Raw genomic sequence first — 25,325 nt, 5'->3', positions numbered from 1 at the left:
CAGGATTACTGCCCGCTCTTATTAAATCAATTTGTTGAACTGCTTCCGTCATTGCCAAATCTCCACCTGATATTCAGACCGAATTGATCTGCAAGGAAGTCCGTGTTTTCTACGATTCGAAGGTTTGGTCTCCAATCAAGTCCGATTACAATCGGCACCTCCTCAAATGCATATTCTATACCGATCTCACCTGCTACACCAAATGCAAATGGATCTCCGAAATAAAATGAAGGACCAAACCCTAGGTAATAATTGAAATCACTTGTAGACACTGGACGATAAATAGGATTCCACAAAGCGTCAAGACCAACACCATTTCCACCAAAACTCAAATCAGCGTGAATTCTGCTGAATTGACCCAAACCAAATACTCCATCAATCGCCACATTGTTTCCATAGAAATTACCAAATCTAATACCCACTTCCTGAGCATTGCTCTCATGTGCAGCGGCTAATCCGAAAAATAATACGAGCGAAATAATCTTTAAATACTTCATTTAATTAAGAGTTAAATTATAACTAGATACTAGTGTTTACAAATATTATCCTTTTTCTGACATTATTCATTTAGAGGAATAAATTTACAGACTATTGCAATCCCAAGGGCTTCTGAAAGTGGCACCGTTCATAAAATCCACAATTGTTGTAGAGTTATGAAATGGGAAGAGCTAAACTTCTTGTTATCTTTCATCAACTAGCCAACTCCTCAACTTGATATGAAAATTTTCGAATGTGGTAATTGTTCTCATCCCTTGTACTTCGAAAACGATAGCTGTGAAAAATGCGGACACCTTTCTGGGTATTACGATGTGAACTCGCAGATACTGACATTTGATGCAGCTATTTCCAATTTGATCTCAGATAGAAACGGAGATGCATTCAAATACTGTCAAAATAAAGAATTCGGAGTATGCAATTGGCTCATACCAGCATCCAACGAGAATCATTTTTGCAAAGCGTGTGAGCTAAATCGTACTATCCCCAATTTATCCGATGGAGAAAATTTCCAAAAGTGGCAAAAGTTGGAAGTTGCCAAGCATCGATTGATCTATCAACTGCAACGACTTAGGCTTGCTATTCCACCCCAGGAAAATAATCCTGAAACCGGTCTTTGCTTTGATTTTATTTCCAAACAGGGGGATTCAAAAATAATGACCGGACATGCAAATGGAGTAGTCACTATTTTGCTTTCCGAAGCAGATTCAGTTCATCGCGAGCAGATGAGAAAGCAAATGTCTGAGCCTTACCGGACTTTGATAGGACACTTCAGGCATGAGGTAGGGCATTACTTTTGGGATAGATTGGTGGCCACAAATCAGGTGGTGCTGAATGATTTTCGAATCCTTTTTGGGGATGAGCAAGCCGACTATGGAGAGTCATTAAAGAGATATTACCAAAATGGCTCCTCTGAAAATTGGCAAAGCAATTTTATTAGCCAATACGCTACTTCACATCCTTGGGAAGATTGGGCAGAGACCTGGGCACATTATCTTCACATCATGGATATGACCGAGACAGCCTATTATTTTGGGATGTCTGTTGAGCCTATTCTAAATGACAAGAGTTTGCAGGGATCAGTGGATTTTGATCCATACCTAATCAAGGACTTCAACGCAATCTACAAAGCCTGGGCACCACTATCCTTTGCAATCAATAGCCTCAATCGCTCCATGGGAATACCAGATGCATATCCGTTTGTAGTCAGTCCTTCGGTAGTGCAGAAAATGAAGTTTATTCACAGACTGGTTTTTGATCTATAATTTTGCAGGAGACTTATTTTTTGAAGAAAAAATAGACTGCCAATACCAGAAAAAGCGCACCTATTTTCTTGACAGAAAGAGCTTATCGTTACTCGCCATATTACTATGTTCAGGAAAATCGACTTTTTCATTAGTAGCAAAATTGAGTTTAATGTATGAATAGAGCTTGTTTTTAGGTGATTGAAGCTTGATAAATTTCCTCGATTGCAGTTGAAATTCCCTTTGAAAATTGATCTGGACTTTGTTTCACTTTCAGATCATCCAGTAAGGCACGGGAGAAGCTAGCGATCATGCCATGGTTTTGTGTGAGTAATCGGCAGGCCGTATCTCTAGAATAGCCACCTGAAAGAGCCAAAACCCGAATTACATTTTCGTGCTGAATCAGCTCTGTATAATAATCAGCTTCAGTAGGCAAGGTAAGCTTGAGGATGATGTTTTGATCGCTGGACAATTTATCCAACTCAGCCAAAAGAGCTTCTCTCAGAATGGTTTCTATCTCTACCTTGTCATCGGCATTGATATCCACTTCTGGTTCGATGATGGGTATTAAGCCATTTTCCAAAACGACTTTTGCCACTTCAAATTGTTGCTTGGCTATTTCAATGATCCCAGCTTCATCCTTGGCATAAATCACTGCTCGCATTTTTGTGCCAAAAATCCCTTTACTTTTCGCATCCTGAAGCCTTTCAGAGATGGTCGGTATCTCTTTCATGAGTTTTACTCCGCTTTCAATCTTTTTAAGGCCTTTGTCTATTTTCAGAAAGGGAACAATATTTTTCCTCCAGAGAAATTCGGGTACAGGAACGCTGTCCACAAAACCGTTCATCGTTTTTTCAAAAAGAATCACTCCCAGTATTTTATCTCCTGTGAAGCTGGGATCCTTCATTACCCGCACACGCATTTCGTGGATCAGGCGATACATTTCCTCTTTTCCGCTATATACATTTTCCTTGATTCCATAGCCTAGAAGAGCTTTTGGCGTACTGCCACCACTCTGATCCAAAGCAGCAATAAAACCTTTGCCTTCTTGTATTCGCTGAAATTGTTTTTCGAATTGATCCATAGTTAAAAGGAGTTTGTGGTACGGCTTTTAAGATAAGGATCTTCTTTGTGGAATTGAAATACAGCATTGATTTGAGATCCTCTTAGTATAAAATACTAATTATGATTTTTCCTGATTGAGAGTAGATGATACTGGAATAATCTCAATATGAACAGATTAACATAGCAAAAGCCATAAACTTTAAATATTTCAAGAAACTGTTGTACACATCAATGCGATTAGGAATAGATGGAACTATTATAACTGAGAACCCTTATATAAGTAGATGTTTTCATCGGAAAGACAAACCTGTCCCTTCCTATTTTGCGCGTTCTGTGCACCGAAAGTAACATCACTTTCATATTTTAAAATCCTTAAAACCAATAACCACCATGGCTAATTGTTTCGCATTAATGGGCTGGAGTCTGCCCGTCATAGAGAGTATGCAAAAGACTGGAAAACCCTTTGTAGTGGTTTCCTTTCCAGATTTCGAACCCTATGCTACTGAAAATAATATTCCTTTTCTTCCCTATCCGCTAGACGAATGGAGTGATACGTCAAATTCTCTGGATTTATTTGAAAAGCTTAAAGCGTTTAATGCAGACGTAGCCGTGCCATTGTATGAAGAAACTGTCGAATGGGCAGGTGCTTTAAACTCGATTTATCGTGGTGATGCCCGTGTATTGAACAGGGCATTTCTGTTCAGAAATAAGGCTATGATGAAGAGAAAGGCCTTAATTGGAGGGTTGAAGGTAGGACTCTTTGAGGAAGTGTTTAATAAGGAGGGCGTCAAAGCCTTTATGAAGCGTCTCAATCAAGCCAATCTGCAGCTCGATGGTGAAGCGGATAGTTGGGTGCACATCAAGCCATTTGCTTCCGCAGGTACTGTCGGGCACAGGTTACTGCGGTCTATGAGTGATATTGATGAAAAATGTGAGGATTCAGATTTCCCATGTCTTGCCGAAAGTCATTTGTCTGGTCGTGAGTTTTCATGCGAGGCATTTATTAATAAAGGAAAAATCAGATTCCTGAATATCACGGAATATGTAAAACTGGGGTATTCCAATTTCATTCCTGAAGGACATTACTTGGAGAGTAAGCGTGATCTCATCCACAAGCAGGTGCAGAAAATGGTGGATATTTTCGGAATTGAGTACGGAATGGTTCACCCAGAATGGTTCCTTACAGAAAATGATGAATTGAATTTCGGTGAAACGGCTTGTAGGATTCCGGGAGGACACATCTTGGAGCTTTGCTCCAAAGCTTACGAATTTGACGCATTGGCGGCATTTGTTCTTTGTCATGACCCTAATATTACCGAAGAGGAACTTGATGGAATATTCCCGGCGAAGGACTTCAAGCCTAAGAACTATCACGGTAATGTGATGATCTATCCTCGCAAGCGTCAATTCTCTAAACTTGAAATTCCTGAGGATTTGAACAACGAACCATATTTTGTTGAGCATACGCTGATCGCTCCTTATGAAGGACAGAAACTGAGTGGAGACAGAGATGGATTCGGTAATCACTTCGGTACTATTAACTTCCGGGGAGAGGATCCAGACCGAATGACGGAGCTACTGAAACATTATGAAGAGGTGGATTTTTACGTATAAAATACAAGTTTAAAGTTAACTAATGGAAATAATCACTGATAAGGTCTTTGCTAATTTTGATCAAAGTCTGAAAGAATTTACGAGTTCTGGCCCACTCTCCAGAAAAGAGAAAGCAACCAAACTCGCTAGTCAAATTGACATATTAAGCCTTACCAGTAATGGTATGGCTTATTTGTATAAGCAAAGTGCAATGCTGGACAAGGCAGGAATCTTCGAAGAAACAGTTTGGAGTGAGCCAGACAAACTCGTTCCATTCTTGGTAAAAGGCACATTGAAAGCAGGGCATCCCACCTCAAGTTTTGAAATATTGTCTGAGCTTAGGATTTTGCGCTACGCCCAAGGAGAAGACGTGCATGATGCTATTTCGGCAGATGAAGCACAGAATTTTCTCGAAGAGGCGATCGTGCACAATCTTGAATTCGCATTGAAAGAGGCTACCGAGGAGACTAGGATAAAGATGACTGAGCGTGAGCTGAAAAAGGTCTTCAATCTTTTTTCTTTTATCATGTCTGAAGTAGATCTAGTAGGGATTTATGAGAAGCTAGTGGTGGAAGTACAGCTGATATGTGCTCAGCGTCCGATCCTTACCCGCAAAGCGAGAGAGCTTATTACTTTGGTGAAAAGGCGCTTCGATACCTCGGGCAATACCGAGAATGACCAAAATATGAACGTGTTCATCGATGCACTTTTTCAGCCATCAGATGGGGCACGTGTGCATTCTGATAAGGATGCTTATCGGTCATTCATTGAGGGAAGTGATGAATCAGTTTTGCAGTCCGAAGCTGAATCGATGGGAAGGTATATGAATGCCACTGGATTGGTGAGCGGCTATCATGCAATTCTCTTGAGAAAGCTTGTCAACGAATTTCCTGATTTGGTGCCAGTCTGTCTAGACTTGAATGATCGGGGGATAGCTGAATGGGAAAAATTCCACAAACTAGTTTCCAATCTTATCCTAGAGACAGTAAGCTTTGACAACTGCCAGTGTATATATGGCTTGGCAAGGATGCTTGGTAGGAATCTTTTTTCTAGAACCCCCGTCCGCTCAGCTCTTGGGAACCTGCGTAAAATCAGGGTAAACCCACAGGTAGAGAAGAGAATTCTGAAATCTTTGGTCAATCCTGATCAGGATGTCACAGCCTTGCAATACCTCGTCGGGGGCACCATAAAGGTGCTCGGTCAGCCGCTAGGGGTAGGTCAGGGAAATAATCCTACCTGCCAATCAGCTAGAGGTATGAGTATGTGGAGTCAGCATTCCCCAGCCAAGCTCATTGACATGATCATCACGGTAGCTACCCAAAATAATTTGATCATGCGATTTGAAAACTACGATTTGGTATCCAATCAGCTTGGCAAAGGTCTGCTTGATCGTATGGATTACAATTTGGATGTGGTCTCAGTAGTACTAGTACCTCACTTAGATAAGATCTATAATGAAATGATGAAACTGGCTACTGGTCGCTGGGATGATCCGCATCGCTGGGTCAATCTTGCGATGTATGGACAATGGATTCAGGTAGGCTTTGCTTCATGTTATGACTACCTCAGTAATTCCATTTTGGATTTTAGAGGTTTCACCCGAATATTCTATGCATCATTTCACCCTAGCTACAACGGGGATCAGAAAATGGCTTTTCCCAATCCATTGGGAATTTTCATCACCAATAATAATGGGGTTATGCTTGGATTCCATGCCATTTCACTGTTGCGAGTAGATAAAAGCCCCACAGGTGAAATACGTGCTTATTTTCTCAACCCTAATAATGAAGGAAGACAGGATTGGGGACAGGGAATCCGCCCTTCAGTAAATGGTCAAGGCGAAAAACCCGGAGAATCCTCCTTACCCTTTTATCAGTTTTCCGCCAGGATTTATGCATTTCACTACAGCTCCCTGGATGTGAAAAGTTGGCTGGATGGTGTGCCTGAGGAAGAAATCACAAAAGTGGAGGAAATCGCAAAAGAGAGCTGGGGTAAATCCTACTTCTGGAACCAACAAATAAAACTATGGTAAAACACTCATCGAGAATAGAACTCAGTCAATCTTCACTTACTAAAAACGTCAATTTTCTGCTCAAAAAAGTGGGAGAGGGCGTCCGAATCTCCTCTGTAGTGAAGGCAAATGCCTATGGCCATGGGATCAAGCAATTTGTAAAAATGGCAGAAAAGGCTGGAATTGATCACTTCGCTACGGCTTCTGCTTTTGAAGCAGAGGAGGTACTGACTGCGAAAGCCAAAAGTAGCGATGTGATGATTATGGGTATTCTCTATGACGTTGATATTGCCTGGGCGATTCTAAATGAAATTGAATTTTACGTTTTCAATTATGCCCGACTTCCTTTGGTGTTGGAAAACGCAAAAAAATTAGGGATAAAAGCCAAAGTTCATATTGAGGTAGAAACTGGCGCCAACCGAACAGGCCTGCCTCAAAAAGAATTTTCAAAGACGCTTACTTTTCTTAAAAAGCATTCTGACCATTTAGTATTCAAAGGGCTTTGTACTCACTTTGGTGGCGCAGAGAGTTTTTCTAATATGTTTAAGATCAATTCACAGCATCAGCGGTACAAGAATTTTTTAAAAGAATGCAAGCAGAAGAATATCATGCCAGAAATCCGCCACATCGCCTGCTCAGCTGCAGCTTTGGCTTTTAAAGACACCGTCTATGACATGGTGAGAATCGGGGTCGCACAATATGGGTTTTGGCCAAGCCCCGATATTTATTATGCTCACCTTCAAGAGATAGGCAAGCAGTCTGACGGATCGCTGAGAAGAATATTTACTTGGAAAACCGATGTGATGGATGTCCGGGATGTGGATGTGGGAGAGTTTATAGGCTATGGTACTTCCTATCAGGCGACTCAGGATATGAAAGTAGCCGTGATGCCTTTGGGCTATTCCAACGGCTATCCCAAAGCACAATCAAATCAAGGACATGTGCTGATCAAAGGCAAGAAAGCATCCATAGTAGGGCTGATCAACATGAACTTATTCATGGTGGACGTGTCTCATATTGAAGGAGTGCAAGTCGGTGATGAAGTAGTACTTGTCGGAAGGCAAGGAAACAATACAATTAATATCAGCTCATTCACAGAAGTCACCCAATTGCTGAACAACGAGATGCTCAGCCGCCTTCCTGCTGCTATTCCGAGGGAAATAGTGTCATAGTAACTGTAGTGCGCCCTATCAGTTTAAAACGGTTGATGATCTCCCACTGCTCTAAATTCACTTTCAAAATCTCACCAATTCCATTTCCAGCCGCAGATACGTTACCATTTAAAGGATGTGCAATAACACAAGCGGGTTTGGTAGCGGTACGATACCTAGGAGCTGATTTGCTATCCGTCGTAAACTTTATCAATTGCAGTTATTCGTCTGCTTTTCTTTCCAAACTATGCTTTCGAGTCACTTTCAATTTGGCAGTAGAAATCTCGAAAAGCTCTCCTCCTAGGCACTTGAGAAAGTCTTCTTTTTACTAATCAAAGTAGCTACTTTCTTGTAAAATTTTACCCAAACCATTATTGCAGGGGTGTAAAAAGCATACAGTACACCTCCCAAAAAAGAAGCCCATCCAATTGAAAATGGGCGAATTAGCCAAACAATTAGAATTGATAGTAAGGGAAAACTAAACATTCTAATTCGTTGATATTTTGCATGCAAGTGCACATATGGATTTAAGACTAGGCCTTCTTTATTCCAAAACGCCAAATTATAAAACCAAAATAGTACAGTATAAGGCAAATGCGATAGAGCCATTATAGATCATTAAATCAGGAATTTCAATGAGGGAAATCTGTAACGTTAGTTCTGTGCCAAAGATCAAATTGGTCAAGAATAGTGTCAAAAACCGAAATGGATATAGACAGAAGATGATTTGTGCGAGAAAAAGTGAATTGAGAAAAATTAGCCATGGAGCTCGCATGGTTTAAATCTCAGAGAAGCGCACATGTTCTTGCCAAATCACTATCAAAAAACCTATGCTAATCAAAAATGCCGGAAGTGTTTTTGTAAACACAATTAAATCCTCAAGTGAATTTGCACTGGCCATGTTAAAGATTAGCGGTGTCACCGCAATTCCAAAAACAGCATCAGTTAGATTGTCAAGTCTTGAAGGGCTTTCACCTCGGTAAGTAAAGTTTGAATCTCTATTGTCAGATTTAAAAAGTTGATTTCGCATGGTCAAATTATTTCATCCTTTAAGAAAATCGATTTGAATCAGTGGAAAAATTAAGAAAAGTGAAAATCTTCGATCTGAAATTTTCAAGCTCAAATAAGCAATTCAGCCTATTAATCATTTGCCTTGAATGAAATCACAAGCTGTTTTGAAACTTTTCCATAACAACAAATAATAATCTCAATTCTTATTAGAGAAGAGTACTTTAAAAGCTCCTGTTGACCAAAGTGCCCAAATGATCAATACAGGCTGAAAAAACAACCTGATTAGACGCTTCTGATCTGTATCTAATCCAAAAGCATCTGTGCCATTTACATATTGAGCAATATTGCCAGGGAAAATAAGAACATAAAAAATGGCGAGTGCAATCCCAACTTTCACTTTATGCTTTGACAAGAAAATCATCCCAAAACCCAATGCAAATTCCACTAAGCCAGAAAGGATGACTACCAAGTCTTTGGCCAGAGGAATCCATTCTGGTACCTGTGCCTGAAATTCCTGTCTCTGGAAAGTCAAATGCCCGACAGCCGCCAAGATCATAAAAGCTCCCAGGATAATTCTAAAAACAATTTGGATAGTGGATGTTTTGGGATTCAGCATAAGGCATTAAATAGTAGTTGAAATTATTGATTTTGAGTAGATAGATATGGCTTATTAGTCAGTTTATTTGCGAATACTCTCTAAAATAAACTTAACAATAGGCGTAGGATCTTCCAAAGAATGTGGATGATGCCCAATGCCTTGCTTGGGAATTAACTTGATGGTTCCACCTGCTTTGCGGAATTGCTCTGCCAGCAAAGCAGTGTTTTCTTCATGAGGAACCACTTTATCTGAATCTCCATATACGTGAATCACTGGAATTCCAGCTTTCGCAACTTTAATACTTGTATAAATCGGAATGCCTTTGAAATCCATCACAGAAGCTGAATCCAAATCATAAGCCTTTAAGCATCTTCCCCAATCTGCTGGACTACCAGCACCTGCATACAGCCCTCCGGGCCAACTCTTAATATCACAAACTGGTGCGTCTGCATAGATGCTAAATACCTTCTTGGTATTTTGGGCAGCCCAGTTGTAGATGATAAGTCCGCCTCTGCTCATTCCTTCGAGAACTACTTTTTTGTTCAGACCGTATTTCTTTCGACAAAGTTTGTAAAACCTATTCCAAACCTCCACTGCTTCATCATTCCCATATAGATTTGCGACATCCACATAAACCACATGAAAGCCAAGATCCAGCAAAGCTTTATCTAGCTGTGGCTCATGCCCCCAAAATCTAGCTCTCCATATCCAAAGTTTCTCATCATTGGGTTTTGCAGGAAAAACAACCTTGGCATCTTGTCCTTCAAATGAAAACTCCTCTGATTTGTATTCACTGAAAACAGGATCCTGCCCATAGGAACTTAAGCTGATCAGAATAGCAATTATGGTAAAAAGTAGAGTCTTCTGAAGTTTCATCATTGTTCGGTAGCGTATCGATCAAAAAGATAGGGATTTTGATTGTTTACAGAAACAAAAAAAGCGACTGAGAATTAGTCCCAGTCGCTTTTTTCATGTTTGCCTTTCTCCTAATTTTTCAAAGAAGCCATATCTATTACAAATCTATAATGAACATCACCGGCGATTGTGCGCTCGTAAGCTTCATTGATCTGGTCGATCGAGATTACTTCGACATCTGAGACAATATTGTGCTCAGCGCAGAAATCCAACATTTCCTGCGTTTCTTTGATTCCTCCTACTAGGGAACCAACTAAGCTCCTTCGTCCAAAAATCAATGAGCCAGCATGGATCTCTTCCATTTGTGGTGGAACACCAAGTAGTACCATGGTGCCATCAGTTTTCAATAAACCCAAATAAGAATTATAATCATGTTGTCCTGAAACCGTGTCAATGATCAAGTTGAATGAGCTTGCCATTTTTTTCATGTTTTCTGGATTAGTAGTCAATTCGAAATGATGTGCACCTAGCGCGTCAGCATCTTTGGCTTTTTCTGGAGATCTGCTCAGCATGGTTACCTCCGCACCCATTGCTGCGGCAATTTTCACTGCCATATGCCCCAATCCACCAAGTCCTACAACGGCCACTTTATCGCCTTTTTTGACATTCCAATGCTTCAAAGGTGAATAAGTGGTGATTCCTGCGCAAAGCAAAGGAGCGACAGCTTCAAGAGCTAATTTGTCAGAAACGCTCAAGACAAACTTCTCAGTCACCACAATATGCGTGGAATATCCTCCGTAGGTAATCGTTTTCTTATCCTGAAGAAATGAATTGTAGGTTTGAGAATGACCATTTTCACAATATTGCTCTAGGTCTTCTTCACAATTATTGCAGTGACCACAGGAATCTACGAAGCAGCCTACACCTACTGTGTCGCCAACTTTGTGCTTGGTGACTTCAGAACCAACAGCAGAAACTTTTCCAACGATTTCGTGGCCAGGAACCACAGGGTACATGGTGCCACCCCATTCATTTCGGGCAGTGTGAATATCAGAGTGACATACTCCGCAATACAATATTTCAATCTCTACATCGGTTGGGCTTGGAGTTCTTCTATTAAGATCAAATGGAGCCAGTGGTTGATCAGCTTTCTGAGCTGCATATGCTTTTACCTGTGTCATTTAAGTATCAGTTAATGGTTTTTGTATGGTTTGTCAACAAAGGGTTGGAGGATTAAGTTTTTGGATTGAGATTAAATAATCACAATCGAAAACTTAAGAAAAAGCATTCAATCTGGCTGAAAGGTTAGTGATGTCCTTTAAAAATTATTAGAGATCTTGATTTGCGGTGAGGACAATACGAATGCCTGATCTTATCTCAAGCTTCTTTGGATTTGTTATTGGAACCAAAAATATATCCTAAAATGGCGGTAAGTACAGGTAAAAGTAAATTGAGTAGTATCAATTGTGCCGTTGAAATGAAAAACGCCCTCATGTCACTTTTCTCCTCCTTGACCAATTTAAATACCTCTAGTTTTTGAGTAAACAATGAATCTGCCGGATTTAATATAGAAATATCAAAATCCGAAGTAGCATCTAGTGGTGTGATCAGTAAGTAAATGAAGAAAAACAACAAGCATGCGCCAATTGTGCAAAGAACGAATAATGATAATTTGTAGCCAATAATTGGTAAAGATGGCTCCTTAACTATAGGTCTTGAAATGCCTCCCGAAATCACATCATCTTCTTCTGTAATCCCTGCTAAATCAATGCTTGCTGGGATAAAGATAGAGGGTTTCGCTCCCTCTTCTTTATCTTTATTTTCATCAGCCATAGCTACTTCTTGTATTTTGCCATTTCCAAGGTAGGCATTACCACCTTCTTTATATCTCCCCCTTTTTCATCAGTTGTAATGAGGACTCTCTTATTTCTAGCCTCATTCACTGCCCATTTATAGAATGTAAGTGCTTCAGCGGTTAACTGTGAAGCTTTATCAATACCCGTTTCTTTCTTGAGCTCTTCTATAAACTTATCATCGATATTCAATCTGATTTCAGCCATCTCTATTTGATTTGTTTTGTCTAATATAACGAGAAAACGGAGAAACTATCCAGATTTACGCCGCCTTTTTTCCAAAAAAAAGCGAGTTATTTCTGTGCTAATTTAAACCACTGGCCGCGTCCTGGTCCAAAAACCAGATCAATTCACCGTGCTTAGGCTGAACCAAGTTTGCTGGGTAGCTTGCAAAGTCCTTTTCTTTTTTGAAGATTTCCTGCACTTTCTCTGCCTTGCCCGCGCCAGTGACTAAAAAGGCAACTGCTTTGGCATTATTAACAATTTTGCCTGTGATGGTCACTCGTTTTTGGCCGGAATCAGGATGAACAGCCACGACACAATTTTCTTTATCATCCCATAATTTAATTGAATCCGGGAAAATAGAAACCGTGTGTCCGTCATCACCCATTCCTAGCATGACCAGATCAAACTGAGGAATGTCATTCAATTTTGGAAGCTCAGTATCCAGAAGCTGGCTGTATCGTACAGCTTCTGCCTTAGGCTCATTTTCACCCAAAACTCTAAAAATGTTCTCCTCTGGGATTTCTATCTTCGACAGTAAATGATCCACGGTCATCTTATAATTGCTTTCAGAATCGTCGGGAGCTACACAGCGCTCATCACCCCAGTAGAAATTGATTTTTGACCAGTCGATTTCATTTCCAAAATGGGTTGCCAAATAATCGAATATAATCTTTGGTGTACTGCCTCCTGAAAGTGCGACGTGGATTGTTTGATCGCTATTTGCCAAGTATCTGAAATATTCGGAAAACTCCTTCGCAACCTGCTCTTTGGTATCGTATATCTTAAGTTTCATTGGATTTTTGGATTTATGAAGTTTGTATCTGGTTAAAAGCTATCATGCCAATAGCCACGCCTTCTTTGCTTTACCAGTCCGAAGAACGAAGACGCCTGCCTTCCGGTAGTGGGGTGAAAGGCTACAGCGCGCAAGCTGAAGTGGCGAATTTGCTAGGGTTAATCATGTTTTGAAGAAAGTCCCAATTTTAAACTGCGCTCTCTGCGTAATACTCTGCGAACTCAGCGGTTTAATTTTTTTCTAAAGAATGCAGAAGCCAGTTTCGTCCGTCAGCCGATTTCCTGGATTTCTCCATCCAAAATTGCCTTCAAACATGTCATCGGAATTTCTTGGACCCCAAGTTCCAGCGGCGTAACCGTATGTTGGGACATCATCATTTTCCCAGTATTTCAAGATCGGATCCACAAACCTCCAAGCAGCTTCCACTTCGTCAGCTCTCGCATAAAGTGTCGCATCTCCTTGCATAGCATCTATTAGCAACCTCTCATACGCGTCCATAATCTCCGCTGAGTCGAGGTCGGAATAGTAGAAATCCATATTTGCCTGCTCCACATGGAATCCCAGTCCAGGCACTTTTACTCCGAATTTCATCAAGATTCCTTCATCAGGTTGGATACGGATGATGATTTTGTTGTCCTTTTTGTACGCATCCTGACTTTTGAAAACCTCATGCGCCGGGGACTTAAAGTGAATCACCACTTCAGTCACTTTTGTAGGCATGTATTTAGCTGTACGGACGTAGAACGGCACGTCTTTCCAGCGCCAATTGTCCACAAAAAATTTAACTGCAGCAAAAGTCTCTGTCTTGGAATTCGGATCTACCCCTTCTTCCTCACGATATCCTTTTACCTTTTTCCCATTGATGGTCGAGGCCACATATTGGCCTTTCATGGTGTGAGTTGCCAATTCCTCATCACTGCTCATCACCCTTAAAGACTTCAATGCTTTGACCTTTTCATCACGGATTTCCTCCGCACTGGAATTGATCGGTGGCTCCATTACGATGAGTGAAACTACCTGAAGCAAATGGCTTTGAAACATATCGCGAAGCGCACCCGATTTGTCATAATATCCACCTCGCTTTTCCACCCCTACGGTCTCAGCATTGGTGATTTCCACATGGTGAATGTATCGACGGTTCCAGGTTGGCTCGAAAATCGAATTGGAAAAACGCGTTACAAGTAAGTTTTGAACAGTTTCTTTACCCAGATAGTGATCAATTCTATACACCTGAGATTCGTTGAAATACTTTTGCAATCCCTCATTCAGCTCTTTTGCAGTAGCCAAACTATACCCAAATGGCTTCTCCACAATGATGCGTTTCCAGCCATTTTCTTCTTTGGTAAGATTTGCTTCGCAAAGATTCTTGGCAATTATCTCGTACAGACTTGGTGGTGTGGACAAATAGAAAATATAATTTTCTTCACAGCCTTTTTCCTTATTCAAGTCGCCGATCCGCTTAGCCAATCCTTTGTAGCTTCTATCGTAATTGTCTCCCAAGTCCTCATAAAACAACTTATTGGCAAAAGTGGAAATGAATTCTTTGTCCTCTTTACCGATTTTTTCCTTCATGAATTCGCTTTCCTGAACTACCTTTTGGCGAAATTCCTCATCAGTCATTGTACTTCTGCTAGCTCCCAAAACCACAAAATTTTCTGGAAGATGCTCACCTTTATAGAGGTTATAAATTGCCGGAACCAGTTTTCGTGCAGTCAAGTCACCTGATGCACCAAAAATTATTAGCATCTGGTTTTGTGTTTTTTTCATCAGTATAGGCGTATTTTTATGGTTTTGGTATCAAAACCCGACTTTGGGTGATCACAAATTTATCAATCTTACTATAAAGCCAACCTTCAATCCATTAATTTTGGACTGAAGAGACGTAAAAATAACCCATATTTATTTCTAACCTTGCAAGGGATAAGCCTTAGAAGCAAATTTGAAAATCAACAATTAGAAACGATGGAGTACACGAATTATGATTTTGGATTAGTTGGCCTTGGAGTAATGGGGCGAAATTTTATTTTGAATGTTGCGGACAACAATTTCAGCGCTTTTGGATATGATCTGAGTGTAGCACAGGTGGAGGCTCTGAAAGTAGAAGCTGGTGACATGAAGAATGTGAACGCAACCACTGATGTCAATACGTTTGTTCAGGCTCTGGCAACTCCAAGAAAAATCATGCTACTCGTTCCTGCCGGAAAAATTGTAGATCATGCGATAGAAAATCTTCTGCCTCTTCTAGACAAAGGAGATATAATTATAGATGGAGGAAATTCCTTTTTCACAGATACTGACCGAAGAGAGGCTTATTTGAAAGAAAAAGGAATTCACTTCTTTGGTTCTGGAGTATCTGGCGGGGCTGAAGGCGCTAGAAATGGGCCCAGCATCATGCCAGGTGGAGACAAAGAAGCTTATGCTCACGTAAAACCAATATTTGAAGCCGTTGCTGCAAAATATAAAGGCGAGCCTTGCGTCGCTTATTTGGGACCAAAATCAGCTGGAAACTATGTTAAAATGGTTCACAACGGCATTGAATATGCCATGATGCAGCTAACTTCTGAGATCTATGATTTGCTGAAAAAATCCTGTGATCTGTCAAATGAAGAACTTCATCAGGTATACGATACTTGGAATAAAGGTCGTTTACAATCATTTCTAGTAGAAATCACAGCTGAGATTTTCGCTCAAAAGGATGAGCTTACTGATGCAGATCTGATAGATATGATTTTGGATAAAGCCAAGCAAAAAGGAACTGGGAAATGGACTTCACAGAATGCTATGGATTTAGGAATTCCAGTTCCTACCATTGATATGGCGGTAAGTATGCGTGAGATATCTGCCTTAAAAGATGAGCGGGTTCAAGCTGACCAGCTTTATTCAAGACCAGAAGTGGCGCATATAGCAAAAGAGCAATTAATCTCTCAAGCTGAACAAGCGTTATATTTCTCCTTCATCATTGCTTATACTCAAGGATTGCATCAGCTTTCTTATGCTTCCAAGGAATATGGGTACGACCTAGATCTATCTACAATAGCTAAAATCTGGAGAGCTGGATGTATTATTCGCGCGGGGCTTTTGGCTGATATCGCGGAAGCTTACACTACAGATAATAAATTACCTAATTTGCTGCTTTCACCTTCGTTTGCGCCGAAAATTCAGGGCACTTTGCTTGCTGTTCGTGAGGTAGTCGGATTCGCCTCTAAAAATGGAATTCCTGTACCTGGACTTTCCAGCGCTTTGAGTTACTTCGATGCGTACACTTCTAGCAAACTTCCTTTAAATCTAATCCAAGCGCAGCGTGACCACTTCGGCTCACATACGTACGAGCGAACTGATCAAAATGGGATTTTCCATACAGAATGGGGGAAGGAATAGTTGGCAGTTTTCAGGCTGCAGTTTTCAGAAAAAATAATATAAAAGCTCGTTGGGGAATCGACGAACTTTTGTGTTAGATAGGAGCAGAGTCCTGCTTCTTGAGAAGCACAATCTCGACAAACATCAAAATCAAACTGTTGTGCTCTCTGCGTAGTCCTCAGCGGCCTTTGCGGTAAAAAAAAACCTCCCGATCACTCAGGAGGTTTTTGCATTTATATACCGGACTATAATTTCTTAATAGATCACTTTTACCATGCTCGTGATGACAGATGCCATACGGATGGATTCGAAGATTCTTTCTTCGCTGGTTCCCAATTCGATCAGGTGGTTCTCATGAGAAGCCACACACATCTGGCAGCCATTCACGGCAGAAACGGCAGTAGATATTAATTCAAAGAACTCTTTACCCAATACAGGAGTCATCATGATATTCATGCGAAGTCTGGCAGGGATTTGTCCGTACTTTTCCTTTTCCACGAAGTGGCGGAATCTGTACAATACGTTGTTGCTGCTTAGCAAAGAAGCGCAAGCTACTGCTTCACCGATTTCGGCTATATTAGCTTCATTTTCTTCTGCCAATTTTCTAAAAAACCGCTGAAGTGGATTGTTGGCTGCATTAGCTGCAAGAGCCAAACCCATCAAAGCAACTTCCTTTTGAGTTAACTTTTCTCCTTTGAGGATAGTCTTGAAGTTGAGTTTCAAATCCTTCACGTATCTGGAATCAGCATCGCCCAGATTTCTCAAAGATTCGTTGGTAAATTCTTCATTCAGGCCTACTACTTCCAAAAGTTCGGCTACTGATTGATTCATATTTAATACTTCCATGATGTTAGATTTTATGTTTTGAAACTAGCAAAGGAGACCATTAGATCTCCTTTGCATAATTAGATTCGAGATTTGAAATCTGAATTAATTCAGGTTCAATGTTTCTTCTCCTTTTTCCCAGTTGCATGGGCAAAGCTCGTCAGTCTGAAGCGCATCAAGCACTCTCAATACTTCCTCCACATTTCTTCCTACAGAGAGATCATAAGCAGATACCCAACGAACGATTCCTTGAGGATCGATGATGAAAGTAGCTCTGTAAGCGATTTTCTCAGTTGCTTCTAGGATACCAAGTTCTTCGGCAAGAGACTTAGAAGTGTCGGCTAGCATCGGGAATTTAAGGTCACGAAGATCTTCGTGGTTGTTTCTCCATGCCAAGTGGACGAATTCAGAATCTGTGGAAGCTCCTACCAAAACTGTATCTCTATCTGCAAATTCACCTGCATTATTGTTGAATTCAGCGATTTCTGTTGGACATACAAAAGTGAAATCTTTTGGCCACCAGAACATCACCATCCATTTGCCATTGGCGGTGTGGATATCATTGCTGATAGTCTGGAATTCTTTTCCTTTTTCTCTAGATACAACTGCGGTTTTTTCGAAGGCTGGGAATTGCGCTCCCAAGCCAAGCATACGATTGTTCATAATATTGTTGGTTTTAGTTTTCAAATTTGTTATTCAAAGTTGCCTCACATTTTTTCATAAATCAAATTAATAATTATTATGTATTCATAACTTTAGATTATATGACATTGGCCCAACTAGAGTATATCGTTGCCTTGGATAATTTCAGGCATTTTGTGACAGCAGCTGAAAGTTGCGATGTATCTCAGCCAAACCTTACTACACAGGTCAAAAAGTTGGAGCAAGAGATCGGAGTCAAAATTTTTGATCGTGACACAAAACCACTTCAACCAACAGTTGCTGGCAATTTGATTCTGCTAAAAGCGAGAAAAATTCTTTTAGAAGTTTCAGAATTAAAGGAATTTGTGCTCACTGAGAAAGAATCACTGGAAGGGGAATTCACTCTGGGTGTGATTCCTACAATTTCTCCGTATCTACTTCCGCTGTTTTTACCTGAATTTGTGAATACAAATCCTCATACCAAATTGAAAATTCGGGAAATGCAGACCGCTGAAATCATTCATGAGTTACAGCGTGGCACCTTGGATATAGGCCTGCTTGCAACTCCTTTGGAAGAAAAAACTATCCGAGAAATCCCACTTTTCTACGAGCCTTTTCTTCTGTATCTTCCAGAAAACCACCCTTTCCTAAAAAGAAATCACATAATCCCCGCAATGTTAGATGCCAATCAAATTTTGGTTTTGGATGAAGGTCATTGCTTTCGCGATCAGATTTTGTCGATTTGCGATAGCAAATCCACCAAAAACAACTTTGGATTTGAATTTCAAAGCGGCTCTATTGAGTCTCTAAAACGATTGGTAGACAAAGGGGTAGGCTATACACTAGTGCCAGAAATGGCTGTGATGGATAAAGAAGAATCTAAATTTCTCAGGAGATTTGATGCACCGGAACCTGTACGTGAAATCAGTTTGGCAGTGACCAAAAGCTTCACCAAAAACGTACTGATTCATGCGATGCGAAAATCAATATTGCTTTCGATCCCCGAACGATTTCAGAAAGAAGAACAGTATAAGATGATCAATTGGAAGTAGTAGGAAGCGGTAAAAAAATCTAAAAATTACCCAATCTTCAGTCGAAGTTCGCCTTGTCTTTTCACTACTTTCAAGTCGAAATGCTGGTTGATGAAAGCCTTGCAGTGATTTTCTGCCCATTCAGCACGTGACTCGGTATCAAAAAGTAAGGTCATTCTCAGCATTGTTTTCACGTATTGTTCATAACTGCCAAGATCACACACATATTCAATAAGCACAGCTGACCAGTCTTCTTGAAATTTTTCCAAATGGGTTCTTCCATCAAAAAGCATTTCCAGCTGATTATCACCGTGCTTGTAGCGATAGATGCCGCAAAGTTGTCGGTAGATTAGTCGAGCTCTTTCTCGGGGAAAATCAAACGTATCGAGAATCTGTGCATAAGTGGTATCCATGAGAAGAAGCGGATTATACAGGTAAGTATAGGAACGCTTCAATTCAAAAACCATTCGATCAATCAGCTCTTCTTCAAGCACGGATTGTGCCTGGCGAAGGATGTAATTTTTGTCTAATGGAAAGAGTTTCTGGATCATTGCTGCGCAAAAATAAGAAATTATCTTTTTAGGATGGATTTAAATTAGGCTTATTGTTGGGTGTAAGGTGTCGGATGCCCGATGACTTTCCCCGAATCTTAATCATTTGAAGTTCATCATTCTACATTCGCTATTATAAATTTTGTCGCTCCTATCATTTACTTGACAATTTTTACTTCTCACTACTTACTCCACTAATACTTTTTTCTTCGATCCCGATGGCTTTGCGAGGACGCTCAGACACCTGACATCGGACATCCAGCATCCAACATCGCACATCTACCCCCAATCCGCAGGCCTTCTGGCCTCATACGCTTCAATCTGATCGAGCAAATCTGATGGATCGTCTGAGATAATCAGTAATTCCTCTTGCTCCGGATACATAAATCCCTCCTTCATCGCATGGTTCAAAAAATCAATGAGTTTGTCAAAATAGCCATTTACATTATACACCGCCAGCGGCTTTTGGATGTAATGAAGTTGGTTCAGTGTCATGATCTCAAAAAGTTCTTCCAGCGTCCCGATTCCACCAGGCATAGCAATAAACGCATCTCCGCGCTCTGCCATTAGCCATTTTCGATCACGCATAGTCTCTACGATGATAAGTTCTGTACAGCCTCGGTGAGCCACTTCCCGATCTACCAGTTTCTGAGGAATGATGCCCAAGACCTCTTTCCCAGCTGCCAACATTTCGTCCGCAATCACTCCCATCAAACCTACTCTTCCTGCTCCATAAACCAATGAGTGGTCACGTTTGATCATTTCCTGAGCCAATGCTCGAGCACCAGCTTCATAGACTGTACTTTCTCCTTTTCGGGAACCGCAATATATGGTGATTTTCTTCATGTGATTAAAACTAAAGTGGAATCCAAAATTACATGAATCTTTTTTTGGGAGTTACTTTTTGCCACAAAGTGCATGAAGAAAGCGCAAAGGGCATATTCGTTTTATACTTGATATTTGAGTTTGACAATTGAATTTTGAGACTTTTTAAGGTCGCAGTTGTCCTGCTTCTCCAGAAGCTAGACTAGTTAATTATCAAATGCGTATCCACTTACCTAAACGTAAGTTAGTGCAAGCTATGATTGAAGTTCGAATTCGGCAATTCCCCCTTTTTTCAAAGGAGGCTAGGGAGATTTAGTCATGTGAAAACCAGTAATTTTTGTCAAATGGTATCGAGCCGAAAAGCTTTATACGCTATTTTTGATTATGAAAATTTGCTTTGCTACCAACAACCCCAATAAAATCGAAGAAGTAAAAGCTGCTCTCGGTGATAGTTTTGAAATAGTTTCTCTGAAGGCTATTGGTTGCTCAGATGAGCTTCCAGAGACTGGCGACACACTTGAGCATAATGCTTTTCAAAAAGCGAAGTATGTGAGAGAGCATTTTAGAGTGGATTGCTTTGCTGATGACACCGGATTGGAAGTGGATGCATTGGAAGGAGAGCCAGGAGTTTATTCAGGTAGATATGCAGGTGAGCCGAGAAGCGATGATCGAAATATAGACCTTTTGCTCAAAAATCTTGAAAATTCATCTATCCGCACTGCCCGATTTAAAACGGTGATTGTACTCCTTTTAGGAGATGAGGAATATAAGTTTGAAGGAGTGGCAGAAGGGGAAATATTGAAAGAGAGAAAGGGGGATGGAGGGTTTGGCTACGATCCGGTTTTCCTTCCGAAAGGATATTCCAAGTCCTTTGCGGAATTGAGTATGGCTGAGAAGAACCAAATCTCACATAGAGGAAAAGCAATCAGTGAGCTTATCACCTTTCTAAGCCATAGATAATTCTGTGATAAGCCGAAAATCACTTTAACTTTGCCGCATGAAAAAACCATTCATCGTCGGCATTACAGGTGGATCTGCCTCAGGAAAAACACTTTTTTTAGAGCGATTGCTGAGTTCCTTCGAAGACGGTGAAGTTTGCCTGATCTCGCAGGATAATTACTACAAGCCCAGAGAATTACAGCCGATAGATGATCATGGTGTACATAATTTTGACAGACCGGAGAGTATAGATTTTGAAGAATACGCATCCGATATCCGCAAAATTCAAGCTGGTGAAACGGTGCAGCGGGAAGAATATACATTCAATAACGCTGCAAAAAAGCCCAAAATGTTAACTTTTACTTCCTCACCTGTGGTAGTGGTGGAGGGGATTTTTGTGCTTTATTATCCAGAATTGGCAAATCTGCTTGATTTGAAAATTTTCATAGATGCCAAAGATCATATTAAGCTGAAGCGAAGAATCATCAGAGATAAGGTGGAGCGAGGCTACGATCTGGACGATGTGCTGTATCGCTACGAGCAGCACGTGATGCCAACGTATGAAAAATACATCAAGCCATTTATGAATGATGCGGATCTCATCGTGCCAAATAATCATAATTTCGACAAAGCACTAGAGGTCATTCGCACTTTTTTAAGGGCTAAAAATGTTTGATTTACTTCTTTTTCCTTTCGTTAATCAGCTGGTTTTAAATATTTTATTCTGATTTTGTCACCAAAAATCAGAAATTCAAGGATGAGAAACACTCCTTTTAAATATTTGGCTATATTTGCGCCGCATGAAAGCAACTAAACGACATAGCAACTTATTCCAACAGCGCCTTACGGTGATGCTGGCTTTGCTATTGTGTTTGTTTATTTCTAGCGTGGAGTATATCCCAGAAAATGGGGACGTGGTTAAAATCGAAAAGCAGGACAATGCTCCTTCAGATGATCAGAATCAAACTTTTTTGAATGTAGCGGTAGATGCCGTAGTGCCATTCGTGGTTCATGTATCTCAAAGTACACTATATTTAATATACAAAATTGTCCGGTCGGAAGGCTCTACCCTTATTACCGAATCCACTTCAGTTTTTCAACCCAATCAGCTCGTAGAAATACTTTTTGAGCGAATAATATCCACCAAAGGACCCTGATCCTACTTTATCTCTGGATCTCCAAAGCGCTTAACTGATTTGCAGTTTAGCCACAAATCTGTAATTACAATCAATTAATAATTTCAATTTCTCATGCAAAACAAAGGTGTCATTGTGTTTTTGACAGTGATCGTTACAGCGCTATGCTTGTACTATCTGTCATTCACATTTGTATCAAACAATATCCAGCAAAAGGCTCAGGAATACGCAACTGATGCGTCTGGCAACGTGGATTTTTCAAAAAGACAAAACTATCTGGATTCTATCTGGAGAGCTCCGGTTTACAATTTCTTAGGAGCAGATTATACTTTCCAAGAAGTAAAAGAAACAGAGCTTGGATTGGGTCTTGACCTTCAGGGCGGTATGCACGTTACATTGGAGGTTTCCCCGGTGGAAATTGTAAAAGGACTTGCAGGTAATCCAAAAGATGTTGCCTTCAATAAGTCTGTAGAGGAAGCTCGCGAAGAAGCGAAAACTACTACCACTAAATATGTTGATCTATTTTATACTGCTTGGCAGAAGAATAGCCCGGGAAAAAAGCTTAGCAGTATCTTCGCTACAGCTGCTAATAGAGGCCGGATTTCTTTGGAGTCTTCCGATTCCGAAATCATTGAAATCATCGATAACGAAGTTGAAAATGCAATCGAGCGTTCATTCAACATCCTTAGAACCCGTATCGATAGATTCGGTACTTCTCAGCCTAATATCCAGAGAATACAGGGTTCTGGTCGTATTCAGATCGAATTGCCAGGTGTGGACAATCAGGAAAGAGTTAGAAACCTACTTCAGGGCGTAGCTAAATTACAGTTCTGGCAAGTAGTAGAAGTAAACGAAATCGGTGCTGCCCTTGAAACTGTGAATAGCGCTTGGGTAGCTGCTAATCAGTCTACTGAGTCTGCAGCAGCTGACACAGTAGCTACAGAGAATCTTTCTGGGGAAGATTCCTTGAGAAATGCATTGGAAAAGCAATTGGCTGAGATCGATCCTACCAAGGCTGGTCGCAATAGCGTTTCGCCGTTGTTCAGTTTGCTTAAGCCTAATTATGGTTTGGCATATGAGCTTCGCGATACCATGGCTATCAACCGTATTTTGAAAAATGAGGATTATAAATCCTTGCTTCCCAGAGACATCAAATTGCTGTGGGGTGTGAAGCCTTTCAAAGCGGAAGATGGGGCTGAGATATTGGAGCTTTTTGCTATCCAAGCTGAAAGAGGAACTGACGAAGCTCCGCTGGAAGGCGATGTAGTGACTGATGCACGTCAGGTTTTAGACCAAACTTCCAGACCTGCAGTATCTATGCAGATGAATGCAGAAGGGGCTCGAAAATGGAGAAAATTGACTTCTGAAAATATAGGTAGAAGAATCGCTGTAGTATTGGATGACTATGTATACACTGCACCGGTAGTAAACGGTGAGATCCCAACAGGACAGTCTGAGATCTCTGGTAACTTCTCCCTACAGGAAGCTCAGGATTTGGCGAACATTCTGAAATCTGGTTCTCTTCCAGCTCCTACCCAAATAGTAGAAGAAAGCATTATTGGCCCAACATTGGGTAAAGAAGCCTTGAATCAAGGTTTGTTATCCATGGTTGCCGGTCTGGTAATTGTTGTTCTGTTCATGGTGGGTTACTATTCAAAAGGAGGTTTTGTCGCTATCGCAGCACTTGTTTTTAACATCTTCTTCATCCTTGGTATTCTAGCACAGTTGGGCACGGCATTGACCTTGCCGGGTATTGCAGGTATTGTATTGACGATAGGTATGTCCATTGATGCGAACGTTCTGATTTTCGAGCGTATCAAAGAAGAACTGCGAAATGGAGTGAGCCTCATGGCAGCCATTAGTGCAGGTTATAGCAAAGCATTCTCTGCGATTCTCGATTCTAACGTTACGACTTTCCTTACAGGTGCGATTCTTTTTGCTTTGGGTCAGGGCCCAGTAAAAGGCTTTGCAATCGTATTGATGATCGGTATCGCATCTTCATTCTTCTCTTCTGTATTCATCACTAGAGTGATTGTATCTTGGATGAGCAAAAAAGGAGACAAGAGCTCAATTAGCTTCGCTTCTCCTTTTGCCAAAAATTTATTGAGTGACTTGAATTTTGATTTCATGGGCAAAAGGAAAGTTGCTTACCTGATCTCTTCTGCAATTATTGTGATAGGTCTAGGTATCGCGGCTGTCAATGGATTGAAATTCGGTGTTGACTTCACAGGCGGTCGTTCTTACATCGTTGCATTCGACGAGCCAATGGCCGCTTCTGATTTGAAATCCGGATTGGATAGCGAGTTTGACGGATCTGTAGAAGTGAAAACTTACGGTTCTAATAATGTATTGAAAGTGACTACTTCTTATTTGGTAAATGAAGATGACGCCGCTTCTAATCTCGAAGTAGAGAGCAAAGTAAAAGAAGGAATAGCTTCTGTGACCGGATTATCCTTTACTGATGACGCTGCATCTCTAGCTGCTGGTCAATTCGCCATCACAGGTTCTTCGAAAGTGGGTGCTACTGTAGCTGATGATATCAAAGCGTCGTCAGCCGAAGCGATGATTGTGGCGTTGGTTGCGATCTTCTTGTACATCTTGTTGAGATTCCGCAAGTGGCAGTTCTCCTTGGCATCTATCATTGCCTTGATTCACGATACCTTGTTTGTGATCGCTGCTTTTGCCATCGCAAGCGCATTTGGAGCTACGTTTGAGATTGACCAGGTGTTTATCGCAGCGGTATTGACTGTGATCGGTTATTCTATTAACGATACTGTGATTGTCTTTGACCGTATTCGTGAGAATATAGAGAATAGAGGCACTAATAAATTGGTGAAAGTCTTCAATGATGCCATCAACCAGACTCTAGGACGTACGTTGATTACTTCTTTTACTACCTTGATCGTAGTGATCGTATTGTTGATCTTCGGTGGTGAGGTATTGAGAGGCTTCTCGTTTGCTTTATTTATTGGTGTTTTGGTGGGTACATATTCTTCTATCTATATAGCTACGCCAATTGTAGTGGATTTGATGAAAAGAGAAATTGATAACGAGAATGCTGCGAAGGAGGCTAAAAAGCTTGCTTAATTAGCTGATATAATTGATTATTTAAAGGAGCGGACGTC

24 protein-coding genes are annotated in these 25,325 nt (G+C 40.8%); 10 read left to right on the top strand and 14 right to left on the bottom strand.

The window, feature by feature from the left end; translation table 11 throughout:
• Positions 1–26: 26 nt before the first annotated feature.
• Entirely contained in the window at positions 27–497 is a 471-nt protein-coding gene (locus BVH04_RS19530) for an outer membrane insertion C- signal (RefSeq protein ID WP_086543155.1), read from the bottom strand.
• 219 nt (positions 498–716) lie between these two features.
• Between BVH04_RS19530 and BVH04_RS19525 the strand changes: the two genes are divergently transcribed.
• Positions 717–1,760, top strand: a complete 1,044-nt coding sequence (locus tag BVH04_RS19525; protein WP_086543154.1) for a zinc-binding metallopeptidase family protein — start codon at positions 717–719, stop codon at positions 1,758–1,760.
• A 172-nt stretch (positions 1,761–1,932) separates the two neighbouring features.
• On the opposite strand, the gene BVH04_RS19520 is transcribed toward BVH04_RS19525, so the two are convergent.
• On the bottom strand, positions 1,933–2,823 hold the full coding sequence (locus BVH04_RS19520; RefSeq protein WP_086543153.1) for a fructose bisphosphate aldolase: 891 nt from the start codon (positions 2,821–2,823) through the stop codon (positions 1,933–1,935).
• 371 nt (positions 2,824–3,194) lie between these two features.
• Between BVH04_RS19520 and BVH04_RS19515 the strand changes: the two genes are divergently transcribed.
• From BVH04_RS19515 to alr, 3 genes are read left to right on the top strand one after another with little or no spacing between them, the layout of a single operon-like run.
• Entirely contained in the window at positions 3,195–4,418 is a 1,224-nt protein-coding gene (locus BVH04_RS19515) for an ATP-grasp domain-containing protein (protein WP_086543152.1), read from the top strand.
• Between the two features lie 22 nt (positions 4,419–4,440).
• Positions 4,441–6,429: a hypothetical protein gene (locus BVH04_RS19510; RefSeq protein ID WP_086543151.1), complete on the top strand. Its 1,989-nt coding sequence runs from the start codon at positions 4,441–4,443 to the stop codon at positions 6,427–6,429.
• The gene (gene alr / locus BVH04_RS19505; protein WP_086543150.1) at positions 6,423–7,580 is read left to right on the top strand and encodes an alanine racemase; all 1,158 of its coding nucleotides are present in this window, start codon (positions 6,423–6,425) and stop codon (positions 7,578–7,580) included. The genes BVH04_RS19510 and alr overlap by 7 nt, the downstream gene beginning before the upstream one ends.
• 757 nt (positions 7,581–8,337) lie before the next feature.
• Here alr and BVH04_RS26200 read toward each other — a convergent pair.
• The 8 genes from BVH04_RS26200 to zwf form a co-directional block, all read right to left on the bottom strand.
• Positions 8,338–8,589, bottom strand: coding sequence for a TMEM175 family protein (locus tag BVH04_RS26200; RefSeq protein ID WP_240510986.1), 252 nt, complete (start codon positions 8,587–8,589; stop codon positions 8,338–8,340).
• A gap of 177 nt (positions 8,590–8,766) precedes the next feature.
• Positions 8,767–9,186, bottom strand: coding sequence for a DoxX family protein (locus tag BVH04_RS19495; RefSeq protein ID WP_086543149.1), 420 nt, complete (start codon positions 9,184–9,186; stop codon positions 8,767–8,769).
• 63 nt (positions 9,187–9,249) lie between these two features.
• Positions 9,250–10,047, bottom strand: coding sequence for an alpha/beta fold hydrolase (locus BVH04_RS19490; protein ID WP_240510985.1), 798 nt, complete (start codon positions 10,045–10,047; stop codon positions 9,250–9,252).
• 107 nt (positions 10,048–10,154) lie between these two features.
• Complete coding sequence (locus BVH04_RS19485; protein WP_086543148.1) at positions 10,155–11,204, bottom strand: NAD(P)-dependent alcohol dehydrogenase; 1,050 nt, start codon at positions 11,202–11,204, stop codon at positions 10,155–10,157.
• Positions 11,205–11,400: 196 nt separating this feature from the next.
• Positions 11,401–11,856 (bottom strand): hypothetical protein, encoded by a 456-nt coding sequence (locus BVH04_RS19480; RefSeq protein ID WP_086543147.1) that lies wholly within the window; start codon positions 11,854–11,856, stop codon positions 11,401–11,403.
• Between the two features lie 2 nt (positions 11,857–11,858).
• On the bottom strand, positions 11,859–12,083 hold the full coding sequence (locus BVH04_RS19475; RefSeq protein WP_086543146.1) for a hypothetical protein: 225 nt from the start codon (positions 12,081–12,083) through the stop codon (positions 11,859–11,861).
• A 97-nt stretch (positions 12,084–12,180) separates the two neighbouring features.
• Entirely contained in the window at positions 12,181–12,894 is a 714-nt protein-coding gene (pgl, locus tag BVH04_RS19470) for a 6-phosphogluconolactonase (RefSeq protein ID WP_086543145.1), read from the bottom strand.
• A 240-nt stretch (positions 12,895–13,134) separates the two neighbouring features.
• Positions 13,135–14,661, bottom strand: coding sequence for a glucose-6-phosphate dehydrogenase (gene zwf, locus BVH04_RS19465; RefSeq protein ID WP_086543144.1), 1,527 nt, complete (start codon positions 14,659–14,661; stop codon positions 13,135–13,137).
• Between the two features lie 195 nt (positions 14,662–14,856).
• Here zwf and gndA point away from each other — a divergent pair, with 195 nt between their 5' ends.
• Positions 14,857–16,272, top strand: a complete 1,416-nt coding sequence (gene gndA / locus BVH04_RS19460) for an NADP-dependent phosphogluconate dehydrogenase (RefSeq protein WP_086543143.1) — start codon at positions 14,857–14,859, stop codon at positions 16,270–16,272.
• Between the two features lie 234 nt (positions 16,273–16,506).
• Here gndA and BVH04_RS19455 read toward each other — a convergent pair whose 3' ends face one another.
• On the bottom strand, positions 16,507–17,097 hold the full coding sequence (locus BVH04_RS19455) for a carboxymuconolactone decarboxylase family protein (protein ID WP_205635887.1): 591 nt from the start codon (positions 17,095–17,097) through the stop codon (positions 16,507–16,509).
• Between the two features lie 84 nt (positions 17,098–17,181).
• Positions 17,182–17,739, bottom strand: coding sequence for a peroxiredoxin (locus BVH04_RS19450; RefSeq protein ID WP_086543142.1), 558 nt, complete (start codon positions 17,737–17,739; stop codon positions 17,182–17,184).
• A gap of 101 nt (positions 17,740–17,840) precedes the next feature.
• Here BVH04_RS19450 and BVH04_RS19445 point away from each other — a divergent pair, with 101 nt between their 5' ends.
• Positions 17,841–18,770: a hydrogen peroxide-inducible genes activator gene (locus tag BVH04_RS19445; protein WP_086543141.1), complete on the top strand. Its 930-nt coding sequence runs from the start codon at positions 17,841–17,843 to the stop codon at positions 18,768–18,770.
• 26 nt (positions 18,771–18,796) lie between these two features.
• Here BVH04_RS19445 and BVH04_RS19440 read toward each other — a convergent pair whose 3' ends face one another.
• Complete coding sequence (locus BVH04_RS19440; protein WP_086543140.1) at positions 18,797–19,300, bottom strand: hypothetical protein; 504 nt, start codon at positions 19,298–19,300, stop codon at positions 18,797–18,799.
• 279 nt (positions 19,301–19,579) lie between these two features.
• Complete coding sequence (locus BVH04_RS19435) at positions 19,580–20,146, bottom strand: LOG family protein (RefSeq protein WP_086543139.1); 567 nt, start codon at positions 20,144–20,146, stop codon at positions 19,580–19,582.
• Positions 20,147–20,509: 363 nt separating this feature from the next.
• Between BVH04_RS19435 and BVH04_RS19430 the strand changes: the two genes are divergently transcribed.
• From BVH04_RS19430 to secDF, 4 genes are all read left to right on the top strand, one after another.
• Positions 20,510–21,085, top strand: a complete 576-nt coding sequence (locus tag BVH04_RS19430; RefSeq protein WP_086543138.1) for a non-canonical purine NTP diphosphatase — start codon at positions 20,510–20,512, stop codon at positions 21,083–21,085.
• A gap of 37 nt (positions 21,086–21,122) precedes the next feature.
• Entirely contained in the window at positions 21,123–21,740 is a 618-nt protein-coding gene (locus BVH04_RS19425) for a uridine kinase family protein (RefSeq protein WP_086543137.1), read from the top strand.
• 124 nt (positions 21,741–21,864) lie between these two features.
• The gene (locus tag BVH04_RS19420) at positions 21,865–22,221 is read left to right on the top strand and encodes a hypothetical protein (RefSeq protein ID WP_086543136.1); all 357 of its coding nucleotides are present in this window, start codon (positions 21,865–21,867) and stop codon (positions 22,219–22,221) included.
• Positions 22,222–22,314: 93 nt separating this feature from the next.
• Positions 22,315–25,287 carry a protein translocase subunit SecDF gene (gene secDF / locus BVH04_RS19415; protein ID WP_086543135.1) on the top strand — a complete coding sequence of 991 codons (2,973 nt, stop codon included), beginning with the start codon at positions 22,315–22,317 and terminating at the stop codon, positions 25,285–25,287.
• Positions 25,288–25,325: the final 38 nt, after the last annotated feature.

Source organism: Algoriphagus antarcticus, assembly GCF_002150685.1.
Classification (GTDB): Bacteria; Bacteroidota; Bacteroidia; order Cytophagales; family Cyclobacteriaceae; genus Algoriphagus; species Algoriphagus antarcticus.
Note: the sequence above shows the minus strand (reverse complement) of the source record. Positions and strands in the feature narration are given on the sequence as shown.

What these genes read in the sequence shown, in the direction of transcription:
- BVH04_RS19530 (WP_086543155.1), bottom strand. Translation starts at nt 497, where the DNA reads ATGAAGTATTTAAAGATTATTTCGCTCGTATTATTTTTCGGATTAGCC.
- BVH04_RS19525 (WP_086543154.1), top strand. Translation starts at nt 717, where the DNA reads ATGAAAATTTTCGAATGTGGTAATTGTTCTCATCCCTTGTACTTCGAA.
- BVH04_RS19520 (WP_086543153.1), bottom strand. Translation starts at nt 2,823, where the DNA reads ATGGATCAATTCGAAAAACAATTTCAGCGAATACAAGAAGGCAAAGGT.
- BVH04_RS19515 (WP_086543152.1), top strand. Translation starts at nt 3,195, where the DNA reads ATGGCTAATTGTTTCGCATTAATGGGCTGGAGTCTGCCCGTCATAGAG.
- BVH04_RS19510 (WP_086543151.1), top strand. Translation starts at nt 4,441, where the DNA reads ATGGAAATAATCACTGATAAGGTCTTTGCTAATTTTGATCAAAGTCTG.
- alr (WP_086543150.1), top strand. Translation starts at nt 6,423, where the DNA reads ATGGTAAAACACTCATCGAGAATAGAACTCAGTCAATCTTCACTTACT.
- BVH04_RS26200 (WP_240510986.1), bottom strand. Translation starts at nt 8,589, where the DNA reads ATGCGAAATCAACTTTTTAAATCTGACAATAGAGATTCAAACTTTACT.
- BVH04_RS19495 (WP_086543149.1), bottom strand. Translation starts at nt 9,186, where the DNA reads ATGCTGAATCCCAAAACATCCACTATCCAAATTGTTTTTAGAATTATC.
- BVH04_RS19490 (WP_240510985.1), bottom strand. Translation starts at nt 10,047, where the DNA reads ATGATGAAACTTCAGAAGACTCTACTTTTTACCATAATTGCTATTCTG.
- BVH04_RS19485 (WP_086543148.1), bottom strand. Translation starts at nt 11,204, where the DNA reads ATGACACAGGTAAAAGCATATGCAGCTCAGAAAGCTGATCAACCACTG.
- BVH04_RS19480 (WP_086543147.1), bottom strand. Translation starts at nt 11,856, where the DNA reads ATGGCTGATGAAAATAAAGATAAAGAAGAGGGAGCGAAACCCTCTATC.
- BVH04_RS19475 (WP_086543146.1), bottom strand. Translation starts at nt 12,083, where the DNA reads ATGGCTGAAATCAGATTGAATATCGATGATAAGTTTATAGAAGAGCTC.
- pgl (WP_086543145.1), bottom strand. Translation starts at nt 12,894, where the DNA reads ATGAAACTTAAGATATACGATACCAAAGAGCAGGTTGCGAAGGAGTTT.
- zwf (WP_086543144.1), bottom strand. Translation starts at nt 14,661, where the DNA reads ATGAAAAAAACACAAAACCAGATGCTAATAATTTTTGGTGCATCAGGT.
- gndA (WP_086543143.1), top strand. Translation starts at nt 14,857, where the DNA reads ATGGAGTACACGAATTATGATTTTGGATTAGTTGGCCTTGGAGTAATG.
- BVH04_RS19455 (WP_205635887.1), bottom strand. Translation starts at nt 17,097, where the DNA reads ATGGAAGTATTAAATATGAATCAATCAGTAGCCGAACTTTTGGAAGTA.
- BVH04_RS19450 (WP_086543142.1), bottom strand. Translation starts at nt 17,739, where the DNA reads ATGAACAATCGTATGCTTGGCTTGGGAGCGCAATTCCCAGCCTTCGAA.
- BVH04_RS19445 (WP_086543141.1), top strand. Translation starts at nt 17,841, where the DNA reads ATGACATTGGCCCAACTAGAGTATATCGTTGCCTTGGATAATTTCAGG.
- BVH04_RS19440 (WP_086543140.1), bottom strand. Translation starts at nt 19,300, where the DNA reads ATGATCCAGAAACTCTTTCCATTAGACAAAAATTACATCCTTCGCCAG.
- BVH04_RS19435 (WP_086543139.1), bottom strand. Translation starts at nt 20,146, where the DNA reads ATGAAGAAAATCACCATATATTGCGGTTCCCGAAAAGGAGAAAGTACA.
- BVH04_RS19430 (WP_086543138.1), top strand. Translation starts at nt 20,510, where the DNA reads ATGAAAATTTGCTTTGCTACCAACAACCCCAATAAAATCGAAGAAGTA.
- BVH04_RS19425 (WP_086543137.1), top strand. Translation starts at nt 21,123, where the DNA reads ATGAAAAAACCATTCATCGTCGGCATTACAGGTGGATCTGCCTCAGGA.
- BVH04_RS19420 (WP_086543136.1), top strand. Translation starts at nt 21,865, where the DNA reads ATGAAAGCAACTAAACGACATAGCAACTTATTCCAACAGCGCCTTACG.
- secDF (WP_086543135.1), top strand. Translation starts at nt 22,315, where the DNA reads ATGCAAAACAAAGGTGTCATTGTGTTTTTGACAGTGATCGTTACAGCG.